The organism is Flaviaesturariibacter aridisoli (genome assembly GCF_004343705.1).
GTDB classification, from domain to species: domain Bacteria; phylum Bacteroidota; class Bacteroidia; order Chitinophagales; family Chitinophagaceae; genus Flavisolibacter; species Flavisolibacter aridisoli.
On the sequence record NZ_SKFH01000009.1, the window covers coordinates 63,932 to 83,459 of the forward strand.

General features: G+C 59.5%; 21 protein-coding genes and 1 tRNA gene. 10 read left to right on the top strand and 12 right to left on the bottom strand.

Annotated features, from left to right (window positions below; genetic code table 11):
• Nucleotide 1 precedes the first annotated feature (1 nt).
• From E0486_RS07720 to E0486_RS07735, 4 genes are read right to left on the bottom strand one after another with little or no spacing between them, the layout of a single operon-like run.
• A complete protein-coding gene (locus tag E0486_RS07720) occupies nt 2-1,324 on the bottom strand; it encodes an MFS transporter (protein WP_131851578.1) in 1,323 nt (440 codons plus the stop codon).
• 20 nt (nt 1,325-1,344) lie between these two features.
• Nucleotides 1,345-2,379 carry a chondroitinase-B domain-containing protein gene (locus E0486_RS07725; RefSeq protein WP_165917238.1) on the bottom strand — a complete coding sequence of 345 codons (1,035 nt, stop codon included), beginning with the start codon at nt 2,377-2,379 and terminating at the stop codon, nt 1,345-1,347.
• Between the two features lie 23 nt (nt 2,380-2,402).
• The gene (locus E0486_RS07730; protein ID WP_131851580.1) at nt 2,403-2,750 is read right to left on the bottom strand and encodes a cupin domain-containing protein; all 348 of its coding nucleotides are present in this window, start codon (nt 2,748-2,750) and stop codon (nt 2,403-2,405) included.
• Nucleotides 2,751-2,776: 26 nt separating this feature from the next.
• Nucleotides 2,777-4,978, bottom strand: a complete 2,202-nt coding sequence (locus E0486_RS07735; RefSeq protein ID WP_131851581.1) for a heparinase II/III domain-containing protein — start codon at nt 4,976-4,978, stop codon at nt 2,777-2,779.
• Nucleotides 4,979-5,118: 140 nt separating this feature from the next.
• Between E0486_RS07735 and E0486_RS07740 the strand changes: the two genes are divergently transcribed.
• Nucleotides 5,119-6,177, top strand: a complete 1,059-nt coding sequence (locus tag E0486_RS07740; protein ID WP_131851582.1) for a LacI family DNA-binding transcriptional regulator — start codon at nt 5,119-5,121, stop codon at nt 6,175-6,177.
• A gap of 377 nt (nt 6,178-6,554) precedes the next feature.
• Here the strand turns inward: E0486_RS07740 and E0486_RS07745 are convergent, their stop codons facing one another.
• The 5 genes from E0486_RS07745 to E0486_RS07765 form a co-directional block, all read right to left on the bottom strand.
• Nucleotides 6,555-7,022, bottom strand: coding sequence for a hypothetical protein (locus E0486_RS07745; RefSeq protein ID WP_131851583.1), 468 nt, complete (start codon nt 7,020-7,022; stop codon nt 6,555-6,557).
• A gap of 126 nt (nt 7,023-7,148) precedes the next feature.
• Nucleotides 7,149-8,105 (bottom strand): DUF3078 domain-containing protein, encoded by a 957-nt coding sequence (locus E0486_RS07750; RefSeq protein ID WP_131851584.1) that lies wholly within the window; start codon nt 8,103-8,105, stop codon nt 7,149-7,151.
• A gap of 283 nt (nt 8,106-8,388) precedes the next feature.
• A complete protein-coding gene (locus E0486_RS07755; protein ID WP_131851585.1) occupies nt 8,389-8,625 on the bottom strand; it encodes a hypothetical protein in 237 nt (78 codons plus the stop codon).
• 195 nt (nt 8,626-8,820) lie between these two features.
• Nucleotides 8,821-8,894 (bottom strand) — tRNA-Met (locus E0486_RS07760).
• A 92-nt stretch (nt 8,895-8,986) separates the two neighbouring features.
• Nucleotides 8,987-9,196 (bottom strand): VF530 family protein, encoded by a 210-nt coding sequence (locus tag E0486_RS07765; RefSeq protein WP_131851586.1) that lies wholly within the window; start codon nt 9,194-9,196, stop codon nt 8,987-8,989.
• A gap of 160 nt (nt 9,197-9,356) precedes the next feature.
• Between E0486_RS07765 and E0486_RS07770 the strand changes: the two genes are divergently transcribed.
• From E0486_RS07770 to ygiD, 5 genes are all read left to right on the top strand, one after another.
• Entirely contained in the window at nt 9,357-9,929 is a 573-nt protein-coding gene (locus tag E0486_RS07770; protein ID WP_131851587.1) for an ester cyclase, read from the top strand.
• A gap of 176 nt (nt 9,930-10,105) precedes the next feature.
• Nucleotides 10,106-10,687 carry a Crp/Fnr family transcriptional regulator gene (locus tag E0486_RS07775; RefSeq protein WP_131851588.1) on the top strand — a complete coding sequence of 194 codons (582 nt, stop codon included), beginning with the start codon at nt 10,106-10,108 and terminating at the stop codon, nt 10,685-10,687.
• 98 nt (nt 10,688-10,785) lie between these two features.
• Complete coding sequence (locus tag E0486_RS07780) at nt 10,786-11,448, top strand: NADPH-dependent F420 reductase (protein ID WP_131851589.1); 663 nt, start codon at nt 10,786-10,788, stop codon at nt 11,446-11,448.
• A 41-nt stretch (nt 11,449-11,489) separates the two neighbouring features.
• Nucleotides 11,490-12,065, top strand: a complete 576-nt coding sequence (locus E0486_RS07785) for a YceI family protein (protein WP_131851590.1) — start codon at nt 11,490-11,492, stop codon at nt 12,063-12,065.
• A gap of 76 nt (nt 12,066-12,141) precedes the next feature.
• The gene (gene ygiD / locus E0486_RS07790; protein ID WP_131851591.1) at nt 12,142-12,975 is read left to right on the top strand and encodes a 4,5-DOPA-extradiol-dioxygenase; all 834 of its coding nucleotides are present in this window, start codon (nt 12,142-12,144) and stop codon (nt 12,973-12,975) included.
• 86 nt (nt 12,976-13,061) lie between these two features.
• Here the strand turns inward: ygiD and E0486_RS07795 are convergent, their stop codons facing one another.
• Nucleotides 13,062-14,387 (bottom strand): DEAD/DEAH box helicase, encoded by a 1,326-nt coding sequence (locus tag E0486_RS07795; protein WP_131851592.1) that lies wholly within the window; start codon nt 14,385-14,387, stop codon nt 13,062-13,064.
• Nucleotides 14,388-14,465: 78 nt separating this feature from the next.
• On the opposite strand from E0486_RS07795, the gene E0486_RS07800 reads away from it, so the two are divergent.
• The 4 genes from E0486_RS07800 to E0486_RS07815 are packed head-to-tail and all read left to right on the top strand — an operon-like array spanning nt 14,466 to nt 18,906.
• The gene (locus tag E0486_RS07800; RefSeq protein WP_131851593.1) at nt 14,466-16,943 is read left to right on the top strand and encodes a glycoside hydrolase family 3 protein; all 2,478 of its coding nucleotides are present in this window, start codon (nt 14,466-14,468) and stop codon (nt 16,941-16,943) included.
• A 53-nt stretch (nt 16,944-16,996) separates the two neighbouring features.
• The gene (locus tag E0486_RS07805) at nt 16,997-17,695 is read left to right on the top strand and encodes a hypothetical protein (protein ID WP_131851594.1); all 699 of its coding nucleotides are present in this window, start codon (nt 16,997-16,999) and stop codon (nt 17,693-17,695) included.
• A 21-nt stretch (nt 17,696-17,716) separates the two neighbouring features.
• Nucleotides 17,717-18,421: an SDR family oxidoreductase gene (locus E0486_RS07810; RefSeq protein ID WP_131851595.1), complete on the top strand. Its 705-nt coding sequence runs from the start codon at nt 17,717-17,719 to the stop codon at nt 18,419-18,421.
• A 29-nt stretch (nt 18,422-18,450) separates the two neighbouring features.
• The gene (locus E0486_RS07815) at nt 18,451-18,906 is read left to right on the top strand and encodes a methylglyoxal synthase (protein WP_131851596.1); all 456 of its coding nucleotides are present in this window, start codon (nt 18,451-18,453) and stop codon (nt 18,904-18,906) included.
• Nucleotides 18,907-18,909: 3 nt separating this feature from the next.
• Here E0486_RS07815 and E0486_RS07820 read toward each other — a convergent pair whose 3' ends face one another.
• The gene (locus E0486_RS07820; RefSeq protein ID WP_131851597.1) at nt 18,910-19,182 is read right to left on the bottom strand and encodes a hypothetical protein; all 273 of its coding nucleotides are present in this window, start codon (nt 19,180-19,182) and stop codon (nt 18,910-18,912) included.
• Nucleotides 19,183-19,188: 6 nt separating this feature from the next.
• Nucleotides 19,189-19,476, bottom strand: a complete 288-nt coding sequence (locus tag E0486_RS07825) for a hypothetical protein (RefSeq protein WP_131851598.1) — start codon at nt 19,474-19,476, stop codon at nt 19,189-19,191.
• Between the last annotated feature and the right edge of the window lie 52 nt (nt 19,477-19,528).

The window sequence follows — 19,528 nt, forward strand, 5'->3', positions numbered from 1 at the left end:
TTTATACGGTTGCAGGGGATGGTTTGACGTTCTTTTTAACCGGGGCGGCGCTGGCGCGGCGGCCCGACAGGAAAGCGATACAGGCCCAGGATAGCGGAACGAGCACCGCGCCCAGGATGAAGAAGGTGACGTAGCCGCTCCGCGTGATAAACGGCACCGACCAGGTAACCAGCAGGGTGCCCGCCACGGCGGCGGTTCCGCCCATGCCCGCTACGGTGCCCACGTTCTTGCCGTGGAAATAGTCGGAGGGCAGGGTTTGAATATTGTTGATGATGAACTGGAAACCGAAGAGCGTTGCGCTGATGAGGCCAAGCGCCAGCGGGATGTTGGCGCGCAGCGTGGGCAGGCAGAAGGCCGTGGTGGCGAGGGCGGCCAGCATGAGGGCCGAGCCGATGCCGATCGCTTCCTTGCGGGCGCGGGCGGCTTCTACCCCGCCGCGGATACGCCGCGCCGCATAGAGGCCTCCGAGCAGGCCGCCGATGGCGGCCATGAGGTAGGGAAACCAGGCGAAGGCCGCCACCTGCTTCAGGTCGAAGCCGAACTGCTCTTTGAGAAAGGTAGGCAGCCAGGTGACGAAGAGCCACCAGATGGGGTCGGCAAAGAAGCGCGCCAGCAGGATGCTCCAGGTGTTGCGGAAGCCCAGCAGCTGCCGCCAGCCCATGGGTTGTGCGGTCGCCGCGGCTTGCTCCGTAGATCTACGGTCCAGGATATGGGCGCGCTCTTCCTCGCTCAGCCAGGGGTGCTTGTCGGGTGTTGCGCGGTTGACCAGCATCCAGGGAAGGATCCAGACCAGGCCCAGCACCGCTACCAGCACAAAGGTGCTGCGCCAGCCGAAGGCGAGGAACAGCGCGGCGATGGCAGGCGGCGCCACTACCCCGCCCAGCGAAGCGCCGGCACCGAAGATGCCTTGGGCAATGCCGCGCTCGCGGGCGGGGAACCACTCGGCGTTGCTCTTGGTAGCGCCGGGCCAGTTGCCGGCCTCGGTGAGGCCCAGCATAAAGCGGAACACGTTGAAGGAAGCCAGCGAGCGCGCCGTGGCGTGCAGGGCAATGGAGATGCTCCAGCCGATGATCGACACGACCATGCCCAGGCGGGTGCCGATGGCGTCCATCATCTTGCCGGTCAGCGTTTGCCCCAACGCGTAGGCGATCATAAAAAAGGTCGTGATCAGCGCCAGCGCGTTCTTGCTGTCGGCCTCGGCAACGCCGAACTCCTTGTAGATGAAGGGCCACATGTAGTTGATCGCGCTCCGGTCGATGTAATTGATGACCGTGGCCACTCCGATGAGGGCGATGATCCACCAGCGCAGTCCTTTGATTTTCATAGAGGGATTTGAAACATTCTTTATTGGGTAACGGGGATGTTGGTTAGCCCGCCGCCCGCGCCGCTGGCGCTGTTGTCGGCGAAAACTTTATTTCCTACCGACGCCCCCTCGGTAGGGCTCGTGAGGCGAATGAGGATGCCATAGCCGGGTGCATTTACCACACAACGGTTGCCCCGGAATTCGTTATAATTGCCCCAACCCCTGGAGGCGATGTGTACCTGGTAGCCATCCACCAGCAACGTACCTTCCGGGTTGACGCCCGTATTATTTTCGATGCGGTAGCGGTTGCCTTTTACATCGATCCAGCTGTCGGCCCCGTTGGCACCCTGGATACCAATGGAGTTGAAGCTGTTGCCGCGGATGAGCCCGCCCGTAGTACCTTCCTTGATATCGACGCATTCCGCTGCGATGCCGGGCCCGATGCGGTTCTCGAGCACCTCGTTGGAATCGCAGCGGTCGGGCGCGCCGTTCGTATACACGGCCCAGTTGTTCTTGGCCGACCCGATGTAAACGCCTTCACCGTAATCGGGCGTTTTCAGCCCGGTGTTGGCAATTTGGCAGTGCGCCACTGTATTCCGGCTGCTGAAGGTGCGCAGGTGAATGGCCTCTTCTCCGATGTCGGTGACCTCCAGCGAATCGAACCGGCTGTAGCGGGTGCGGTCGGCCACGATGCCTTTGAGCGCATTGCGGATGCTGAAGCCACGGATGATCCAATGGTCGGCCTGCAGGTACAACGCGTAGCCGGTTTGGATACTGCCGCCATCGATTATGGCCGCCGTGCCGCCGCGCAACACGATGGGATGATCGGCCGTGCCGTCGCGGTCGGCCGCGATTTCGAAATTGCCGTTGTACACGCCGTCGGCAAGCTCAATGTCGTCGCCGGGGCGCGCATCGAGCAGCGCGGCCTGCAGTTCGTCCGCGGTATGCACCCACACCGTGCGCAGCGGTGCCGGCTCTGTCGAAACGGGTATGGGCGCGGGAGACGGCACGTGGGGCGTATCGGCCGGCTTTCCTTTGCTGCAACCAAGCAGCAGGAGTCCAATCAGGGATATCATTGTTGTGCGGTACATCTGTTTGGTCAGGAACCGAGGAAATCTTCACGCGCGGGGCTGAACGTATCGATCAGCACGCCGGCTTCGAGGCATACGGCGCCGTGAATTACATGCGGGGGCACATAAAAGGCGTCGCCGGCCTTCAGCACTTTCTTCTCCCCTCCGATCTCCACTTCGAACACCCCTTTTTCGATGTGGGTGATCTGCGTATGAAAATGCTGGTGAAGGGTTCCCACACCGCCTTTTTCAAATTCCACTTTCACCAGCATGAGGCTTTCGTCGTAAGCAATGATCTTACGGCGCATACCCGGTGCAGTCGGTTCCCACGTGATGTCGGCGCTCTCAATAAACACTTTCGTTCCGGTCGTTTCCATTATTACTAATTTACTAAATATTCAAGCTAGTTCAAGGACTTTCCGTTGCACAGCACAGCATAAGGTCCGGTCCACTGCAGGGCCTCACCGTTACTGCTCAGCGCATGGTTCGAGGTCTTCGAAAAGTCGCGGTTGGCCTGCATCAGCAGCAACCTGTCGGTCCCGGTGCGCACCTCGGCCACCGTGTAGTCGGCATCGTCGCGGAGGATCCGCATCGTCTTCACCGACGGGTAGGCGTTATAAGAAAACTCACCCACCGGATCGTATTGCCCGTGGATCTCCACCACGTTGAAAAAGGTGCCGTTGCTGCCCTTGCGGCGGATGATGTAAGAAGGCTCGCGGCGCAGGTTGAACGAGGGGTCGCCGGCCCCGCTGCGTGCGAACACGATGGTGGCCGAATCAGGCACGAGGCTCGACACCGTGTAGTAGGTTTTGTTGTTGAGGAAGGTGAACTGCGCTACGGTATCGCGCAGCCCCGCTTCGGCTTCCTTCCACAGGAACTGGTAGCCGCTTTTGGTGCCGAGGGGCTTCAGCGTGCCCGCGGCCTGGTAGCGGAAAGACGTTTGTATGAGCTGCCCGCTGTACTGGTACGGAAGGTCGTACTGGTGCGCTTCCGCCGAGCGGGCCTGGAAAAGGTCTACCAGCAGGCGGCGACCGGCCGGCAGTTCCAACAGGTACAGCGAGCGGCGGAGGCGTGTGCCGGTATAGGCGTGGTCGTCGGCGGCGCTCACCACCTGCAGGGCTTTGCCCGACAGGTTGCTGAAGAGGCGTTCCCCGTGGTAGCGCTCGGCCGTGTCTTCTTTGCCGTTGAAGTGCGAGGCGCCGTCGACCACCAGCGTGCTGTGGGCGATGGTCTGCGCCGCATAGGTTTTGTTTTCGGGGAGGTAGCGTCCGCCCCACTTCTGCTCCACGCCGATAAAGCGTACGGAGCCGTAGTCGGTGAGGATCTCGGAGCCGCGGTCGAAAAGGGAGATGCCGAGCTGGTCGTAGTGGCCATGCGAAAGGCCGTGCGAGGCGTATTTGAAAATAACGGTCGTCAGTTCTTTTCCCTGCCCGAGGCGCATGAGGCTCACGCCGCCTTCGTTGCCGCGGGCGCCGTCGTTGTATTCCGCGGGGCGGTAGGGATAGCCCGCTTCGGGCTTGCCGGCCGTTGCTTCTGCGGCAAGGAGGGCGCCACCGCGGTGCAGCAGCACGCGGCCCTGCTTCTGGGCCACGGTGCGGAAGCCGGGCTGCGGACCGTATACGTCGCGGGCGATGCCCAGTGCGGTCACGAGCTCGTTGGAAGTGTAATCCTTGTCTTTCAGCGCATCGTTGATGGGAAAGAATACGCCGTTGGTATTGGTTTGCTGCAGGCAGGCGTCGAGGGCTTTGCGCAGAACCGTATCGCGGTAGGCGAAGATGTGGAGCGAAGGCTGCGCGTTTTGCAGCGCGTTGGCAAACAGGTAGTAGGGAAGAATGGCGTACCGCACGTAGTAAGGCCCTTCGGTATAGTAGCCGTCGGGGGAGAACAGCCCGTTGAGTTGCGCGAGAAAGCCGCTCTTGCCGTTCTTTTCGGTGCCGTAAAGCGCCATGTCGACGTACTCCTTGTTATCCGTGGCGATGCCCACGATGCCCACGCCGGCGCAGGCCCACACGCCGTGGTTGTGAATGAGGTTGAACCAGGTCTTGAGGTCTTTCGTAACGAAATCGACCTCCGGCTTAAAGGCGCCCTGCTCGATGCGGCGGCGGTCGGCGGCGCTGAGGCCATTGTATACGAGGTCGTAGGCCATGCCGGCATACACGAGCCAGTTGGCGTCGTTGAGGGCCTGCCAGAAGAGACGGCCCGGCGAGGAGCTCGTGGCCTGCGGGTGGTTGGGAAGCGTAGGGTTAAGGGCGGCGTATTTGAGAAAGATGCCGCGGGCGAACTGCGCGTAGCGCGCGTCGCCGGTCATCTGGTAGAGGATACCTGCGTTGAAGAGCAAGCCGTAGTTGGCCTTGTGTCGGTCGTGGGTGTAGCCGCCGGCGGGATCTTTCGGGAAGGGAACGTCCACGTCTTTGCCGAGCCAGGCGTCCACCTCGCGTTTCATCTCGGCAAGCGAGCGTTGCAGCATCAGGTTCTGCCGGCTCTGCGCGTACACCGAGCGCAGCTCCGCGGCGGTGGCGAAGGCGCGCGGGTGCTGGGCGTAAGCCGGCCGGGCAAAGGTCAGCAGGCAGAGCAGGGCGGCAAGCAGGCGGGACGGTACATTCATCGTATTCGGGGGCGCTGTGGCCGTTTAAAATTAGACCGCCCCGGAAGCCATTTCCAAATAAATTACCGGAAGCGTTACCGGTAACGTTACCGGTAACAGCCGGCGGATGGCAGTACCTTTAAAGCGACAACGCTCCCATCATGAACAAGCAGGCTACTATCAAAGACATCGCCCGTACGCTCAACATTTCGGTCTCCACCGTATCGCGCGCGCTCCGCAACGCCCCCGACATCAAGCCCGACACGCGCAACGCCGTGATGGCCCTCTGCGAGGAGCTCAGCTACCAGCCGAGCCGCCTCGCCCTCTCCTTCCAGCAGCGGCAAACGCATACCATTGGCGTCATCGTGCCCAACCTCGACTGGGTGCTGTCGCAGATGGTGAAGGGCATCGACGAAGTGGCGCTCGAAGCGGGCTACACGGTGATGGTGTGCCAGAGCAACGAATCGTTCGGCCGCGAGATGGTCAACACGCGGCGCCTGCTCGAAAGCCTCGTAGACGGGTTCATCATTTCCGTATCGAGCGAAACGAAAGTGTTCGACCACTTCCGCAAGATCCAGCAGAAGAAGATGCCGATGGTGTTCTTCGACCGCGTGAGCCCCGACATCGCCGGCCCGCGCGTCCGCCTCGACAACGTGGACGGCGGCTACCAGGCCACGATGCACTTGCTGGAGCAGGGCTACCGTAGAATTGCGGTGCTCGCCGGCCCGCGCAACCTCGGCATCGGCAACGACCGACTCGAAGGCTACCTGCAGGCGCTGAAACAACACCGCATCAAGGTCGATCCGGACCTGATCAAGTATTGCGACTTCAACCAACAGAATGCCTTCGAGGCCACCAACGACCTGCTGCGTCGCAAGAAGCGCCCCGACGCCATCTTCGCTATCTCCGACCGCATGGCCATCGGCGCCCTGCTCGCCATCCGCGACTGGGACCTGCAAATGCCGCAGGACATCGGGCTTGTGGGTTTCAACAACGAGCCGGCCGTGAGCCTCGTTACACCGACCATCTCCAGCGTGGAGCAACCCGCTTTCGAGCTGGGCAAGACCGCCGCCAAATTGTTCATCGAGCGGATGCACAACGATTCGGGGATGGACGACGTGGAGATCGTGCTCAAGCCCAAGCTCTTTGTGCGCGCCTCTTCGCTCAAGAAAGAAGCGCCCGCGAAAGTGCTGCCGCCGAAGCGCAAGCGCGGCGTGTAGTGTCTGTGGATGGCGAAGTACTTTTTTAACGCAGAGGGCAGGGAGCTATTCACGGACGACACAAAGGACGTTTGAGCTACCAACAAACACAGTTAGTTAACGCAAGATTTGAAAGAGCATTTCCTGTGCGCCTGCGAGAGACGCCGCAAGCGGCAGAGAAGAATCCATTCGTCGCAAGGGAGATTCAATGTCCAGCACGTATAGGGCTAGGCTGCTTTTCCTCAGCCGCTTGCGGCGTCTCTCGTCCCCTCGGATGACAAGTTGATTCAGACCAGTAGTAGTGCCAAGAAATTTGTTGGTAGCGTTTAGGCTGCTCCGTGCGCTCTGTGAATCGCTCCCTGCCCTCTGCGTTGAAGACTGCTGCCACGCAAAGCTTCTTAACGTCCACCACATTCCACCGGCCGCAACGCGCGCTTGCTGTCAAACTGCAGCGCGGCACCGGGTGCGAAGCGGGCCGTATCGCCTTGCTGTACTATTTCGCCATAACCCGGAACGAGGGCGTCGCCGTCCTTCCGGAACACTTCTTCCCGCACGCTCTCCATCCCTTCGGATTGAAAACGGTACCAGCCGCGCAGCAGCCCACCTTCGTTCGTGGCAATGGTAAAAGTTCCACGGTTGCGGTCCTTTTCTTTCAGCTGGTATTCGAGCGGGCCGCTACCGGTTGGATCCAGGCGCAGATTCACCGTGTCGCCATTGCCGGTATAGCGGTAACAGGCCGCTGCGGGCGCAGCAGTTGTGCCGGTGGTCGTTGCGGTATCGGAGGCAGCGGATCCGGAGGCCGGTACCCGTTCATTACAGGCCATCAGGCCCAGGAGGACCGGCGCTGCGAGGCGGAGCAATTTCATACGCGCTTTTTTGAACCGATGGTATTCAAAATCAACGCCAGCTTTCCGCGCCCAACCCGAAACTGGTTTTGCACCAGCACGTACCGCCAATACCAGGGAACATGAAGCCTTATCTACCAGCAGCGGTCAGAATTTTTTAAGATACCCTATGCCTATAAATTCCCGGAACTGCATTCTTGCCCCGTTTGAGTTTTCACCGAATATCCTTACGTCATCATCGTAAATCAGGTCGAGGCCGAGGTTGAATGAAAGTCCTTTAAAGACATTTGCACTAACCAGGTTGGTCAAATACACATCAATATTCTGGGGATTATGTTTGTAATTGGAAAACAATTCAAGCTTCCCCTTGTAGGTCAGGTTTGTTACCAGTTCTTTCAGGTAACTGGCATTCAAGTAAGCGCCGATCTCATTGTTTACGGTTTTGCCCGGTGGTACGCCATATACATTGCCTTTTTGTGTGGGTGTCAACGGGTTTAAACCGGTAGCTGTGACGATAACCCATCGGCTGGTGATCGGTGATACGAACAGGGAGAAATTTTTATTGGGCTTGTAATCGAGTCCCAACGACAACAAAACATAGCCGGGGGATAGAAAATCAGAAATTTTAGTAGACGTTGTGGCATCGGGATAGGTAAAGCCGGGAGCAAACTGCGTTCGGAAATTAAACAAGGCACTGGCATACCACTTGCTGGTGGGCGTTAGCTCGTAGCCGTACTTCGAGGTGAAATCAATTTTGTCATCGCTTTTACGGCTGCCCAAGGACGTGGTTTTTATTAATCCAAAGGCGAGGTCAAGACTGTTATCCCAGGCTTTCCTGTCTTTTGCATAAAAGGCATACAGGTTTAAAAATGTGTTTACGTTTAATTGAAAATTGTCGCCGCCGGCAGCCCAGTTTGAAAGCGATGTTTGTCCAAAATTGAAATTGAACAAGCCGCCCTTTTTCCATGTTTTTGGAATAGTATCCGTGGCATCTTTGACAAGGGCTTTTGAGCTTGCATTCTTTAGTTCCTGTACGGTTTGGTCCTGTGCGATCAATCTGGTAACGGCAATGAATAACGGTACCAGCACGAGTAGCTTTTTCATTGGTTTTGATTTTAATCGGTACGCGGAAAGGGAAGCAAATGTGAAGGTAACATAGGAACAATCCTATCCGGGGTCCCTGGTGCAGGATGAATGGAATCGAACCGGGCCATTCAGGCTAGTGCCAATTAGTTCCCTGGTTGTGCACGCGATGGGGTGTCGTGCTGAGCAATAAAAAAGTATCCAGCTTGCGGCTGAGGAGGTGAATCGGGGGTCGACATGCCGTTACCTGCTTCGCGCCATGCATTCGCGCGCCCCCCGGAACAGCAGCAGCGGTGGGCGCCGGTCACCGGCCTTCCGGCAACGCATACGCCACCAGCACATGCCCCGGGTAGTGCTCCTTGTTGACCACGCCTACGAGCGTTGCGTCCTTATGCACCAACTTCGAAAGTGCCTGCCGGTAGTGCGCCAGGAAGGCTTCCTCCTGCTCCGGTTTCGCCAAGAGGGCCGTTTCGGAAGGGTTTTCCGGGACCAGCTTTATGGAACACATGGTCTCGCTCAATTTCTCCACGCGGTATTTCATAGTACATGTTTTAGGCGGCTCCCGGAACCAGGCACCGTTACGAAGAGGCCAAAGATAAAGCCGGGTACCGGCAACGGCAGCCGGCGGCGTTTTGGGGTCGCGGCGGGTGCTGCGGCCCCTTGCCGGCCGCCTCAAAAGGATTGGAATCGGATGTGCTTGCGGAAAAAGTAAAAGCCCTCCATGGGGAGGGCTTTGTACCGAGGAGCAGACTTGAACTGCCGACCTTCGGGTTATGAATCCGATGCTCTAACCAGCTGAGCTACCTCGGCCTGTCTCCACCCGGGGGCGGAAAGGGCTGCAAAAATAAGGAATGCGGCTCTTCCGCCCAACAAAAATCCGCATTTTTTGCCCCCACCGAGGGCTACCGCAGCGAGCGCAGGTACAACTCCTCCACCTTTTTGCGGGCCCAGGGCGTCTTGCGCAGAAAAGTCAGGCTCGATTTGATGCTGGGATCGCTGCGGAAACAGTTGATGGAAATGCGGTCGGCCAGCCCATCCCAGCCGTAGCGGGCCTGCAATTCCGTAAGGATCGCCTCGAGCGTTTTGCCGTGCAGGGGGTCGTTGAAAGACATGCCGTAAAGATATACCGGCGCCCGCGCTTCCCGCCCTGCATCCGTCCCTGGTCTTTCGGTAACTTACCCTACGGGCGGTAACCGCTGCCGCCACCGCGATGGGCACCGATGCCCCGGGAACCCAATCGGATTCGCATTCCTAACCATAAAGCAGACGATTATGAAACAGCCATTTTCAGAAGCCGGTGTACCCTGTCTTTTCCTCGTCCTTTTACTGGCTTCCTGCACCGGCAATCAGCCGGCTTCGCAGCCGGCCTCCCGGACGACCACGGAGCAGCAGCCGGCGCCAACCAACGACGCGCTGACCCAGGAGCGGCTGCGCCGCTTTGACAGCCTCGACTTCCAGTTTTACAGCAATCAGCAGTGGGACAGCTTCGCCATCAGCCACGACCAAAACATCCGCGTGATCTACCCCGATGGCTCGGAAACCACCGGGCTGTTCCCGCAGCACATCAACCAGCTCACACCGATGTTTGCCTTTGCCCCGGATACGAAGATCATCGCCCACCCCGTCAAGTTCGGCAGCGGCGACTGGACCGCCGTCATCGGCGAAATGGAAGGCACGTTCTCCAGGCCGATGAATATGGGCAACGGCAAGGTCATTCCACCCACCGGGAAAAAGTTCCGGCTCACTATGTCAACTATTGGCCACTGGCGGGGTGGAAGAATGATTGAAGAATACCTGCATTGGGACAACCAGTCGCTGATGAAGCAGATCGGGCTGGCGCAATAGTTTTCTTTTCCGAAGAGTGCACCCGGCAGCCCGCACAAAGGCGGCAGCACTAACCATTGCTTGCCCGCCGGTCAGCAACCGGTAACCGAAGGTGCCGGAAGCGGAAATGGACTACCTTTTGCCCGGATCCGGCACCGGTCGTTTCCGATTGTGTCACAACGAATGCAGCTGCCGCTATGTATGAATTGTTCTTCCAGAGTTTCGAAGAGAAGGTTCCGCTGACCGGGGAAGAGCGCGCCACGATCCAACAGTTCCTGACTCCCAAAAAGCTGCGCCGGAAGCAATACCTGCTGCAGGAAGGCGATCCCTGCCGCCACATTGCCTTCGTGGAAAAAGGCGCGCTGAAATTATACCACGTCGATGCCGGCGGGTCGGAGCACATCGTGCAGTTCGCGCTCGAAGGCTGGACCATTTCCGACCTCTACAGCTTCCTGACGGGCGAGGCGGCCACCTACAATATCGAGGCGCTGGAAGACGCCGAACTGATCCTGATCAGCAAGGCGGCGCACGAGGAGCTGCTCCGCAAGGTGCCCAAGTATGAGACCTATATCCGCCTGCAAATTACGAGCGCCTACCTGGCGCTGCAGCGACGGCTTACATCCATCTTCAGCCAGTCGCTGGAAGAGCGGTATAAGAACCTCCTGCAGCAATACCCGACCATCATCCAGCGCGTGCCCCAGCATATGATTGCTTCCTATATGGGCATGACCGCGGAAACGCTCAGCCGCGTGCGCCGCAAGTTGAACAGCCCCCGGTAGCACCCGTTTCTCTTGATTTAGATCAACGTCGTTTCTTGCCCAAACGCAAGGGTGCGCCCCCCTGTGGATGGTAGCTTTGTGTTTTAAACGAAAGGATCATGAACACAAAACAAACCATCGCCATTATAGGGGCTACCGGGAACATGGGTTCCGCCCTCTCCACTGCGCTGGCAAAAGGCAACAACCGCCTGCTGCTCAAAGCAACGGATAAAGACAAGCTGAACGCGCTCGTGGATGCGATCAGGAGCACCAACCCGCAAGCCGATATCGAAGCCGCCGCCTGTCCCACCGACGCCAGCTGGGAAGCAGACATCATCATTTTGGCCGTGCCCTATGCCGCCGAAAAAGATGTGGCCGCGCAGATCCGCGAGGTGGCCAACCAAAAGATCGTGATCAGCATCGCCAACCCGCTCAATGAAACTTACGACGGCCTCGTTACAGAACCGGGCACGAGCGCGGCCGAAGAGCTGCAAAAGCTCCTTCCCCACTCGCGGGTGGTCAAAGCGTTCAATACAACGTTCGCCGCCGACTTCGCCACGCCGGTGATCGACGGCAAGCAGGTAGACGCCTTTGTGGCCGGCGATGATGCCGAAGCGGTAGCCACCGTATCGGCACTGGTCAGCACCGCGGGCTTTCGTCCGATCGAAGCCGGCAAGCTCTCCGTCAGCCGCACACTGGAAGGCATGCAGCTGCTGCTCATCACCCTCGGTATCCGGAACAACTACAACTGGCTCGCCGGTTGGAAGATCCTCCACCAATAAACACACCCACATAAACATTCAACGACATTAAAATCATTCATATGAAAAAGATCGCAATCATCTCCTCCGCACTGATCGTACTGACCGCCTTTACCACGCCGTCTGTTTCCTGGCAAAACGACGACCCGCATACGCAGCTGGGCTTTACCGTAACCCACCTGGGCATCTCCGATATCTCGGGCGCCTTCCGGGACATCGACGTGACGGTTAAATCGGCGAAGCCCGACTTCAGCGACGCCAGCTTCGAGCTGGTCGCCCAAACGGCTTCCATCGACACCCGCGTGGAAGCACGCGACAAGCACCTCCGCAGCGCCGACTTCTTCAACGTGGAGAAATACCCCACGATCACTTTCAGCAGCAACTCGCTGAAGAAAGTATCGAAGAACAACTATAAGGTGAGCGGCAACCTGACCATGAGCGGCGTCACCAAACGCGTGACCATGGACCTCCGCTACAAGGGCCAGGTGGAAAACCCGATGTCCAAAAAGCAAACGGCCGGCTTCCAGCTCACGGGCGTCATCAAGCGTTCCGACTTCAACATCGGCGCGGGCTTCCCGGCAGCGATGATCAGCGACGAGGTGCGCATCAACGCCAACGGCGAGTTTGTTCGCCAGTAAGAAATACTGACCCTCAAATCAGCCGGCAATGGAACGAAAACAATTTATCCAAACCATCTTAACAGGAGCAATAGGCATGAACACATTATCTGCATTCCGCCAGTTTACCAGCGGCCTTCCCGAAGAAGACCACCTGATGCCGGTTCTGTTCGTGGGGCATGGCTCGCCGATGAACGGGATTGAAGACAACGGCTTCAGCCGGCGCTGGACCGAAATGGCGAAGGAGATCCCGGTACCCAAAGCGGTATTGGTGATCTCGGCGCACTGGTTCACCAAGGGCACGAAGATCACGGCCATGAACTTCCCGAAGACCATTCATGATTTCGGTGGCTTTCCAAAGGAACTGTTTGCCGTTCAATACCCCGCGCCGGGCAACCCGGCGCTGGCGAAGGAAACGGCGCAGTTGCTGCATTCCGCCCACGTGGAGCTCGATCACGACTGGGGCCTCGACCACGGCACCTGGACCATCATCCGGCATATGTACCCCGAGGCGAACATCCCGGTGCTGCAGCTGAGCATCGACTACAGCAAAAGGCCACAGTATCACTACGATCTCGCCCGCGAGCTGTACAGCCTCCGCAAGAAGGGCGTGCTCATCATGGGTAGCGGCAACATGGTGCACAACCTGCGCATGGCGGCCTGGGACCGGCTCAATGAAGAGCAATACGGCTACGACTGGGCGCTGCACATGAACGATAAATTCAAACAGCTGATCGGCGACGGCGACCACGCACCCCTGGTCCGCTACGAGCAGATGGGACGCGACGCGCTGCTGGCCATCCCGACGCCGGAGCACTACCTGCCCCTGATGTATACGCTCGGATTGAAAGGCTCGAAAGATGCCGTTTCGTTCTTCAACGACAAAACGATCGCGGGCTCGCTCACGATGACGTCGGTGAAGCTGGGCTAACGAACTCGTTCACGACCATCTACCTGAAAGGACCGGCAATGTGCCGGTCCTTTTTGCATTTACAACAATTTATCTCAGGCAGATGCTCAGCGTTTTTTGCCCCGCTTGATCGGCTTGCCGTATTTCTTCATCATCTGCTCCTTACGCGATACGCGGACGTTGACCTTCCTGTTCTTGGCTTTTTTCTCGTGGAAAGAAGCACCCCGCTCCTCTTTGGGCGGCAGCTTCATCGAAAGCTCCTTCATCGGCACTTTCGGCAGCTCTTCATCGATCAGCTGCTCCGACAACTCGAGGTCTGCCGGCAGCGGCGATACGGCAAGCGGCGCGCCCAGGTAGGCTTCCAGCGCGGCCCGCTCGCCGGCCTGGAACGGCGTCAGCAGGGAGATGGCCACGCCATCGCGGTCGGCGCGGCCGGTGCGGCCGATGCGGTGGATGTATTGCTCCGGGAGCTCCGGCAGGTCGAAGTTGATGACGTGCGAAACACCCGTCACGTCGATGCCGCGCGCTACGATGTCGGTGGCGATGAGCAGGCGCAGCGTTCCTTCCTGGAACTGGCGCACGGTGTTGAAGCGGTAGTTCTGCTCCTTGTTGGAGTGAATGACGCCAATCGTTCCCGGCCATTCGGGCTCCAGCAGCGCAGCGAGCTCGTCGGCCTGCTTTTTCGACGCCGTGAACAGCACGGCGCGGCGCAGCGATTCTTCATGGCGCAGGAGCCATTGCAGCATCCGCACTTTCGAATGATAGTTGGGTAGCTCGTAAACGATTTGCTGCACCCGCTCCACCGGCGTGCCCGCGGGCGCCGCTTCCACGCGCTGCAGGCGGTCGAAGTATTCGGTAAACAGCGCCTCCACTTCGGGGATCAGCGTGGCCGAAAAGAGCAGGTTCTGCCGCCGCTCCGGTATCAGGTCGAGGATGTTCCGCAACTGGGCGCGGAAGCCCAGGTTGAGCATCTCGTCCACCTCGTCGATCACCAGCTTTTTGATCGAGCGTACTTTGAATGCACCGGTGACGGCCAGGTCGTAAAAGCGGCCCGGGGTGGCTACGAGCACGTCCGCGCCATCGGCAAACTGCAGGCGCTGCGTGTTGATGTTCACCCCACCGTATACACCTTTGATCGTGGCGCCGAGGTGGGCGGCCAGGCCGGTGGCCACATCCACCACCTGCTGCACGAGCTCGCGCGTCGGTACGAGGATGAGGATCTGTGGCTCGCGGTCCTTGTTGTATTTCCACCCGTTCAGCAGGGGCAGCAGGTAAGCCAGCGTTTTGCCGGTGCCGGTCTGCGCAATACCGCATACGTCCGCGCCGCTCATTACGAGCGAGAAGACCTTTTCCTGGATCGGCTTCGGTTCGGTGAAGCCCTGGTCGTCGAGGGCGCGGAGGAGGCGTTTGTCGATATTGAGATCGCGAAACATAGGCGGCAATTGAGCGCCGAAGGTAACACAGGACGAGGGCTGCGGTATCGTATTTTCGGGCCACCCAATCCCAGGCCCATGCGACCGATCCTCCTGCTCCCCTCCCTCCTCGCCGCCGGCGCCGCTGCAACCCAGACCTACAAAGACCCGCGCGCGACGCCGGATGCCCGCGCCGAAGACGCCCTGCGCCGCATGACCGTCGAAGAAAAGATCGACTACATCGGCGGCCACAACGCTTTTTACATCCGGGCCGTTCCGCGCCTCGGGCTGCCCGAGCTCAAAATGACCGACGGCCCCGTGGGCACCCGCAACGACGGGAAGACCACGGCCTACCCGGCTTCGGTGCTCGCTGCCGCTACCTGGGACACCGGCCTGGCGCGCCGCCTCGGCGACGCCCTCGGCGCCGACGCCCGCGCCCGCGGGGTACACTTCCTGCTGGCACCGGGTGTGAACCTGTACCGCGCCCCCATGAACGGCCGCAACTTCGAATACCTGGGCGAAGATCCCTGGCTCGCCGCGCGTATGGCCGTTAATTATATCCGGGGCGTTCAGGGCCGCGGCGTGGTGGCAACCGTAAAGCACTTCGCCGCCAACAACCAGGAATGGAACCGCCACCACGTATCGTCGGACTTGGACGAGCGCACGCTGCAGGAGCTGTACCTGCCGGCCTTTCATGCCGCCGTGCGCGAGGCCCGCGTGGGCGCCGTGATGAACAGCTACAACCCGGTCAACGGGGTGCACGCCACCCAAAACAAACACCTGAACCTCGACCTGCTCAAAGGCGCCTGGAAGTTTGACGGCATCCTGATGTCGGATTGGGTGGCCACGTACGACGGCATTGCCGCAGCCAACGGCGGCCTCGACCTGGAGATGCCCTCCGGCAAATTCATGAGCCGCGCCAACCTATTGCCGGCGCTTGCTGACGGCCGCGTATCGATGGCCACTATCGACGACAAAGTCCGCCGCATCCTGCGCATCCTCTTTCGCTTCGGGTTCTACGACCGTCCACAGGCCGACGACCGCATCCCGCGCGACAACCCCGCGGCTTCCCGCACCGCGCTCGACGTCGCCCGCAGCGGCATCGTGCTGCTGAAGAACGAAGGCGGCATTTTGCCCCTGGGCCCGGGCGTGAAGAAGGTGGCACTCATTGGCCCGAATGCCGCACGTTACGTAGCCGGAGGCGGTTCTTCGTACACCGAGCCGTTTCACGCCGTCACGCTGCTGGATGGATTGCGGCAGGCCGACAGCACGCTGCAGCTGACCTATGTGCGCGGCGCGGCCGGCGAAATGGAAGAACATACCGCCGACCCGGTGTTCTTCCCGGATTCTGCCGGACGTAGCCGCGGCCTGACCGCTACTTTTTACAACAACCAGGATCTAGCCGGCGCACCCGCTGCCGTAATCACCGACACTGTCGTGGATCATAACTGGCCAGACGCGCCCCCGGGTATTCCGGGTATCGGGGCCGACCACTTTTCCGCGCGCTTCACGGGCTACCTGCGCGTATCCAAAAGCGGGCGCTACCACCTCGCCGTGCGCGGCGACGACGGCTTCCGGCTTTGGCTGGATGGCCGCAAAGTGATCGAGCTCTGGGAAGACCAGGCCCCGACCCTTCGCGGCACCGACGTCGACCTGGAAGCCGGCCGCTCCTACCCCATCGCGCTGGAATGGTACGAGAACGGCGGGGGCGCCCGCATCGCTCTTGCCTGCTACCAGCAGGTGCTCGACTTCTCCGATGCTATTACGGCCGCAGGGGCCGCCGACGTGGCCATCGTGGCCGTAGGCTTCGATGCGCAGTCGGAAAGCGAAGGCTTCGACCGGACCTTCCCGCTGCCGCCCTACCAGGATACGCTGATCAATGCCGTGGCGAAAGCGAACCCGAATACGATCGTGGTGCTCAACGCCGGCGGCAACGTAGACATGCAACGCTGGCTGCCGCAGGCGAAAGGATTGCTCCACGCCTGGTATCCCGGGCAGGAAGGCGGCACCGCCCTGGGTGAGATCATCAGCGGACGAATCTGCCCGAGCGGCAAGCTGCCGGCCTCCTTTGAAAAGCAGTGGAGCGACAATCCCGTGTACCCGTATTACTACGATAGCACAGGCTCCCGCGCCGTACGCTACGGTGAGGGCCTCTACCTGGGCTACCGCTATTACGACCAGGCTGCCCTGAAGCCGCAGTTCGCCTTTGGCTACGGGCTGTCGTACACCACGTTTGCTTATTCCGACCTCAAAGTAACGGTCACCGGCAAGGGCCGCGCGCGGGTACAATTCACGGTGCGCAACACCGGCGGCCGCGACGGCGCCGAAGTAACGCAGGTGTATGTCCACCAGCACCATTGCCCCGTAGACCGTCCTTACAAAGAGCTCAAGGGCTTCAGTAAGGTGTTTGTTCCGAAGGGTGGAACCGCGCGGGTATCGCTGCTGCTCGATGAAGGCGCATTTTCTTATTATAAAGAAGCCCGGAAAGCTTTCGGCTACGACCCGGGCTATTTTACCATCTTCGTGGGAGCCGCTTCGGATGACGTCCGCCTGAAGGGCACCATACGTGTGCGCTGAGCAGCTCCGGAAAACGTAACTTGCTCACCTTATCGCAACCAAAACCAACCCAAATGAAAAAGTTCCTCTGCAGCCTGTTCCTGTCGCTGCCGTTCCTCGCCTTCGCCCAGCAAAACGTAGATGGCATCGGCCAGATCCGCGTGGGCAGAACCTTCAGCCAGATCACCGCAGACCTGGGCATCAGCAAAAACAAGATCCATGATGTATCCGACGGCAATGCCCGCTTTGCAGACCTGTACCATCCTTCGCGCATCACGCTGGCGCGCTGGGTGCCGGGCAACAGCTACGGCTCCGACATCGAGCACTATTACCTCACTTGCCCGAATGCGTACAAGCTGTACCTGCCGAAGTACGAGGTGGCCGGTATCGAGATGGAAGACCTGGAGCTGCGCTTTCTGAACGACACGCTGTATGCTCTCAATATCTCCAACCCGTCGGTGGCGTTTACCAACGCGATGAAGACCAAATACGGCAAGGGTCGAACAGAGAAATCGAGCAAGAAGGCGGAATGCAACAGCGACCTCGAGGAAGTACGCTACGAAACAAACTGGAATGGCGAGAACGACGAAACCATTGCCTTCGAAGTAGTGGAAGAATACCGCAACAGTGCCTGCGACAAGAAGTACCTGAACTATTTCGCCGTCTGGTACAAGCCCAGCTACTTCTATGTTTCGGACTGTGCCACCGAGGCTTTAAAAAAAGCACGGCAACGCAGGGACGGTGATGATAAATCGAAGTTGAACGACTTCTAACTTTGCCGCAAATACGAAACCATGAAGGATCAGGTAGCCTATATCACCGGCGGCTCGAAAGGCATCGGATTTGGCATTGCGCAGGCACTGCTGGCACAGGGCATGAACGTGGCTATCACCAGCCGCAGCCAGGAAGCGGCCGACGCTGCGGCGAAAGCCCTCGGCGGCGGTGACCGTGTGCTCGCCCTGCAGTCGCAGGCCGGGTCGCTGGCCAGCGAGCAGGCGGCTGTGCAGAAAACCATCGACCGCTTCGGCCGTCTCGATGTACTGGTAGCGAATGCAGGCATCGGCCACTTTGCTCCCATCGAAGAGCTGACCGAAGAGCAGTGGCGCGAAACCATCGACACGAATCTCACCGGCGTTTTCAACAGCGTGAAAGCCGGCGTCGAAGCACTGAAAAAATCGGAAGGCTACCTCATCACCATTGCCTCGCTGGCCGGCACCAACTTCTTCGAAAACGGCGCCGCCTACAATGCTTCCAAGTTTGGTCTCGTCGGCTTCACGCAGGCCGTGATGCTCGATCTTCGCAAGCACGGCATCAAGGTGACCACCATCATGCCCGGCTCGGTGGCCACGCATTTCAACAACCACACACCCAACGAAGCCGATGCCTGGAAGATCCAGCCAGAAGACATCGGCCAGATGGTGGTCGACCTGCTCCGGATGAACCCGCGCACGCTGCCCAGCAAGATCGAGGTGCGTCCGACGAAGCCCGGCGGCAAGTAAGCTGCCCGGTTTCGTTTTACCTTTCCCCCATGCAAACCCGCTCCCTTGCCGCGCGCAAGCGCATCGCGCTCGTGGCGCATGACCATAAAAAAGGTGAACTGATCGACTGGGCCCACTACAACCGTGATGTGCTGGCGCAGCATGAGCTCTATGCCACCGGTACCACGGGCACCCTGCTCGAGAGAAAAGTGGACGCGCCCGTGCACAAGCTGCTCAGCGGCCCCCTCGGCGGCGACCAGCAGATCGGCGCGCTCATCGCTGAAGGGCGGATAGACATGATCATCTTCTTTTGGGATCCTATGGAAACGCAGCCGCACGACAGCGACGTAAAGGCGCTGATCCGTCTCGCCGTGGCCTGGAACATCCTCATAGCCTGCAACCGCAGCACGGCGGATTTTATCCTGACGTCGGCGCTGATGAAGCTGCCCTACGAAGCGCAGCTTACCGATTATTCGGGTTACCTGAAGCGCATCATTCCTGAGTAGGGCTTACTTACGGAACAGCCGGTCCGGGATTTCCACGAAGCGGTTGAGTGGTGCCTTATTGTCCCAGCGCAGTTTGTTGATCCACTTCTTCGGCGTCATCCCGGTAGCATCGTGGCGGGCATCGAAGGTCTGCTCGCTCTGCGGGTTGGCGCGCCCTACGGGTGTGCCGGGCTGACCGCCGCGGATGGTCACGGCGCGGCCCGTTTCCGGATTGGTGCCACGAGCCATCCAGGTATGCTTGCCGCTGTCGTCGCGGCTCAGTTTGAATCGTGCCATGTGTCGTTATTTTTTATGTGCCCAGTTGTCTTCCATCGCCTCGTAGCTTTCCTTTGAAACAGACGATTTCTTTTTCGTTTTCGACGTGCCGCTCTTCTTCTTCGCATTGATGTTGTTCACCAACGAGTTTTTGACGCCCAGCTTGTTCTTCTTTGCCGTGCCTTTGCTGGCTGCCTTTTTCGGGGCTGCTTTCTTCGCTGCCCTTTTCGGTGCGGCCTTCTTCACACCTCGTTTGACCGCTGTTTTCTTCGGAGCCGCTTTCTTGCGCGGTGCTGCCTTGGGGGTTGTTGCCATAAACCTTTTTTCCTACCTGCACCAAGCAATATGCCGGGCCCCGGTTGTTGAA

What these genes read in the sequence shown, in the direction of transcription:
- E0486_RS07780 (WP_131851589.1), top strand. Translation starts at nt 10,786, where the DNA reads ATGAACACAAAACAAACCATCGCCATTATAGGGGCTACCGGGAACATG.
- E0486_RS07750 (WP_131851584.1), bottom strand. Translation starts at nt 8,105, where the DNA reads ATGAAAAAGCTACTCGTGCTGGTACCGTTATTCATTGCCGTTACCAGA.
- E0486_RS07795 (WP_131851592.1), bottom strand. Translation starts at nt 14,387, where the DNA reads ATGTTTCGCGATCTCAATATCGACAAACGCCTCCTCCGCGCCCTCGAC.
- E0486_RS07775 (WP_131851588.1), top strand. Translation starts at nt 10,106, where the DNA reads ATGTATGAATTGTTCTTCCAGAGTTTCGAAGAGAAGGTTCCGCTGACC.
- E0486_RS07785 (WP_131851590.1), top strand. Translation starts at nt 11,490, where the DNA reads ATGAAAAAGATCGCAATCATCTCCTCCGCACTGATCGTACTGACCGCC.
- E0486_RS07740 (WP_131851582.1), top strand. Translation starts at nt 5,119, where the DNA reads ATGAACAAGCAGGCTACTATCAAAGACATCGCCCGTACGCTCAACATT.
- E0486_RS07765 (WP_131851586.1), bottom strand. Translation starts at nt 9,196, where the DNA reads ATGTCTTTCAACGACCCCCTGCACGGCAAAACGCTCGAGGCGATCCTT.
- E0486_RS07725 (WP_165917238.1), bottom strand. Translation starts at nt 2,379, where the DNA reads ATGATATCCCTGATTGGACTCCTGCTGCTTGGTTGCAGCAAAGGAAAG.
- E0486_RS07800 (WP_131851593.1), top strand. Translation starts at nt 14,466, where the DNA reads ATGCGACCGATCCTCCTGCTCCCCTCCCTCCTCGCCGCCGGCGCCGCT.
- ygiD (WP_131851591.1), top strand. Translation starts at nt 12,142, where the DNA reads ATGAACACATTATCTGCATTCCGCCAGTTTACCAGCGGCCTTCCCGAA.
- E0486_RS07720 (WP_131851578.1), bottom strand. Translation starts at nt 1,324, where the DNA reads ATGAAAATCAAAGGACTGCGCTGGTGGATCATCGCCCTCATCGGAGTG.
- E0486_RS07745 (WP_131851583.1), bottom strand. Translation starts at nt 7,022, where the DNA reads ATGAAATTGCTCCGCCTCGCAGCGCCGGTCCTCCTGGGCCTGATGGCC.
- E0486_RS07810 (WP_131851595.1), top strand. Translation starts at nt 17,717, where the DNA reads ATGAAGGATCAGGTAGCCTATATCACCGGCGGCTCGAAAGGCATCGGA.
- E0486_RS07825 (WP_131851598.1), bottom strand. Translation starts at nt 19,476, where the DNA reads ATGGCAACAACCCCCAAGGCAGCACCGCGCAAGAAAGCGGCTCCGAAG.
- E0486_RS07815 (WP_131851596.1), top strand. Translation starts at nt 18,451, where the DNA reads ATGCAAACCCGCTCCCTTGCCGCGCGCAAGCGCATCGCGCTCGTGGCG.
- E0486_RS07770 (WP_131851587.1), top strand. Translation starts at nt 9,357, where the DNA reads ATGAAACAGCCATTTTCAGAAGCCGGTGTACCCTGTCTTTTCCTCGTC.
- E0486_RS07805 (WP_131851594.1), top strand. Translation starts at nt 16,997, where the DNA reads ATGAAAAAGTTCCTCTGCAGCCTGTTCCTGTCGCTGCCGTTCCTCGCC.
- E0486_RS07735 (WP_131851581.1), bottom strand. Translation starts at nt 4,978, where the DNA reads ATGAATGTACCGTCCCGCCTGCTTGCCGCCCTGCTCTGCCTGCTGACC.
- E0486_RS07755 (WP_131851585.1), bottom strand. Translation starts at nt 8,625, where the DNA reads ATGAAATACCGCGTGGAGAAATTGAGCGAGACCATGTGTTCCATAAAG.
- E0486_RS07730 (WP_131851580.1), bottom strand. Translation starts at nt 2,750, where the DNA reads ATGGAAACGACCGGAACGAAAGTGTTTATTGAGAGCGCCGACATCACG.
- E0486_RS07820 (WP_131851597.1), bottom strand. Translation starts at nt 19,182, where the DNA reads ATGGCACGATTCAAACTGAGCCGCGACGACAGCGGCAAGCATACCTGG.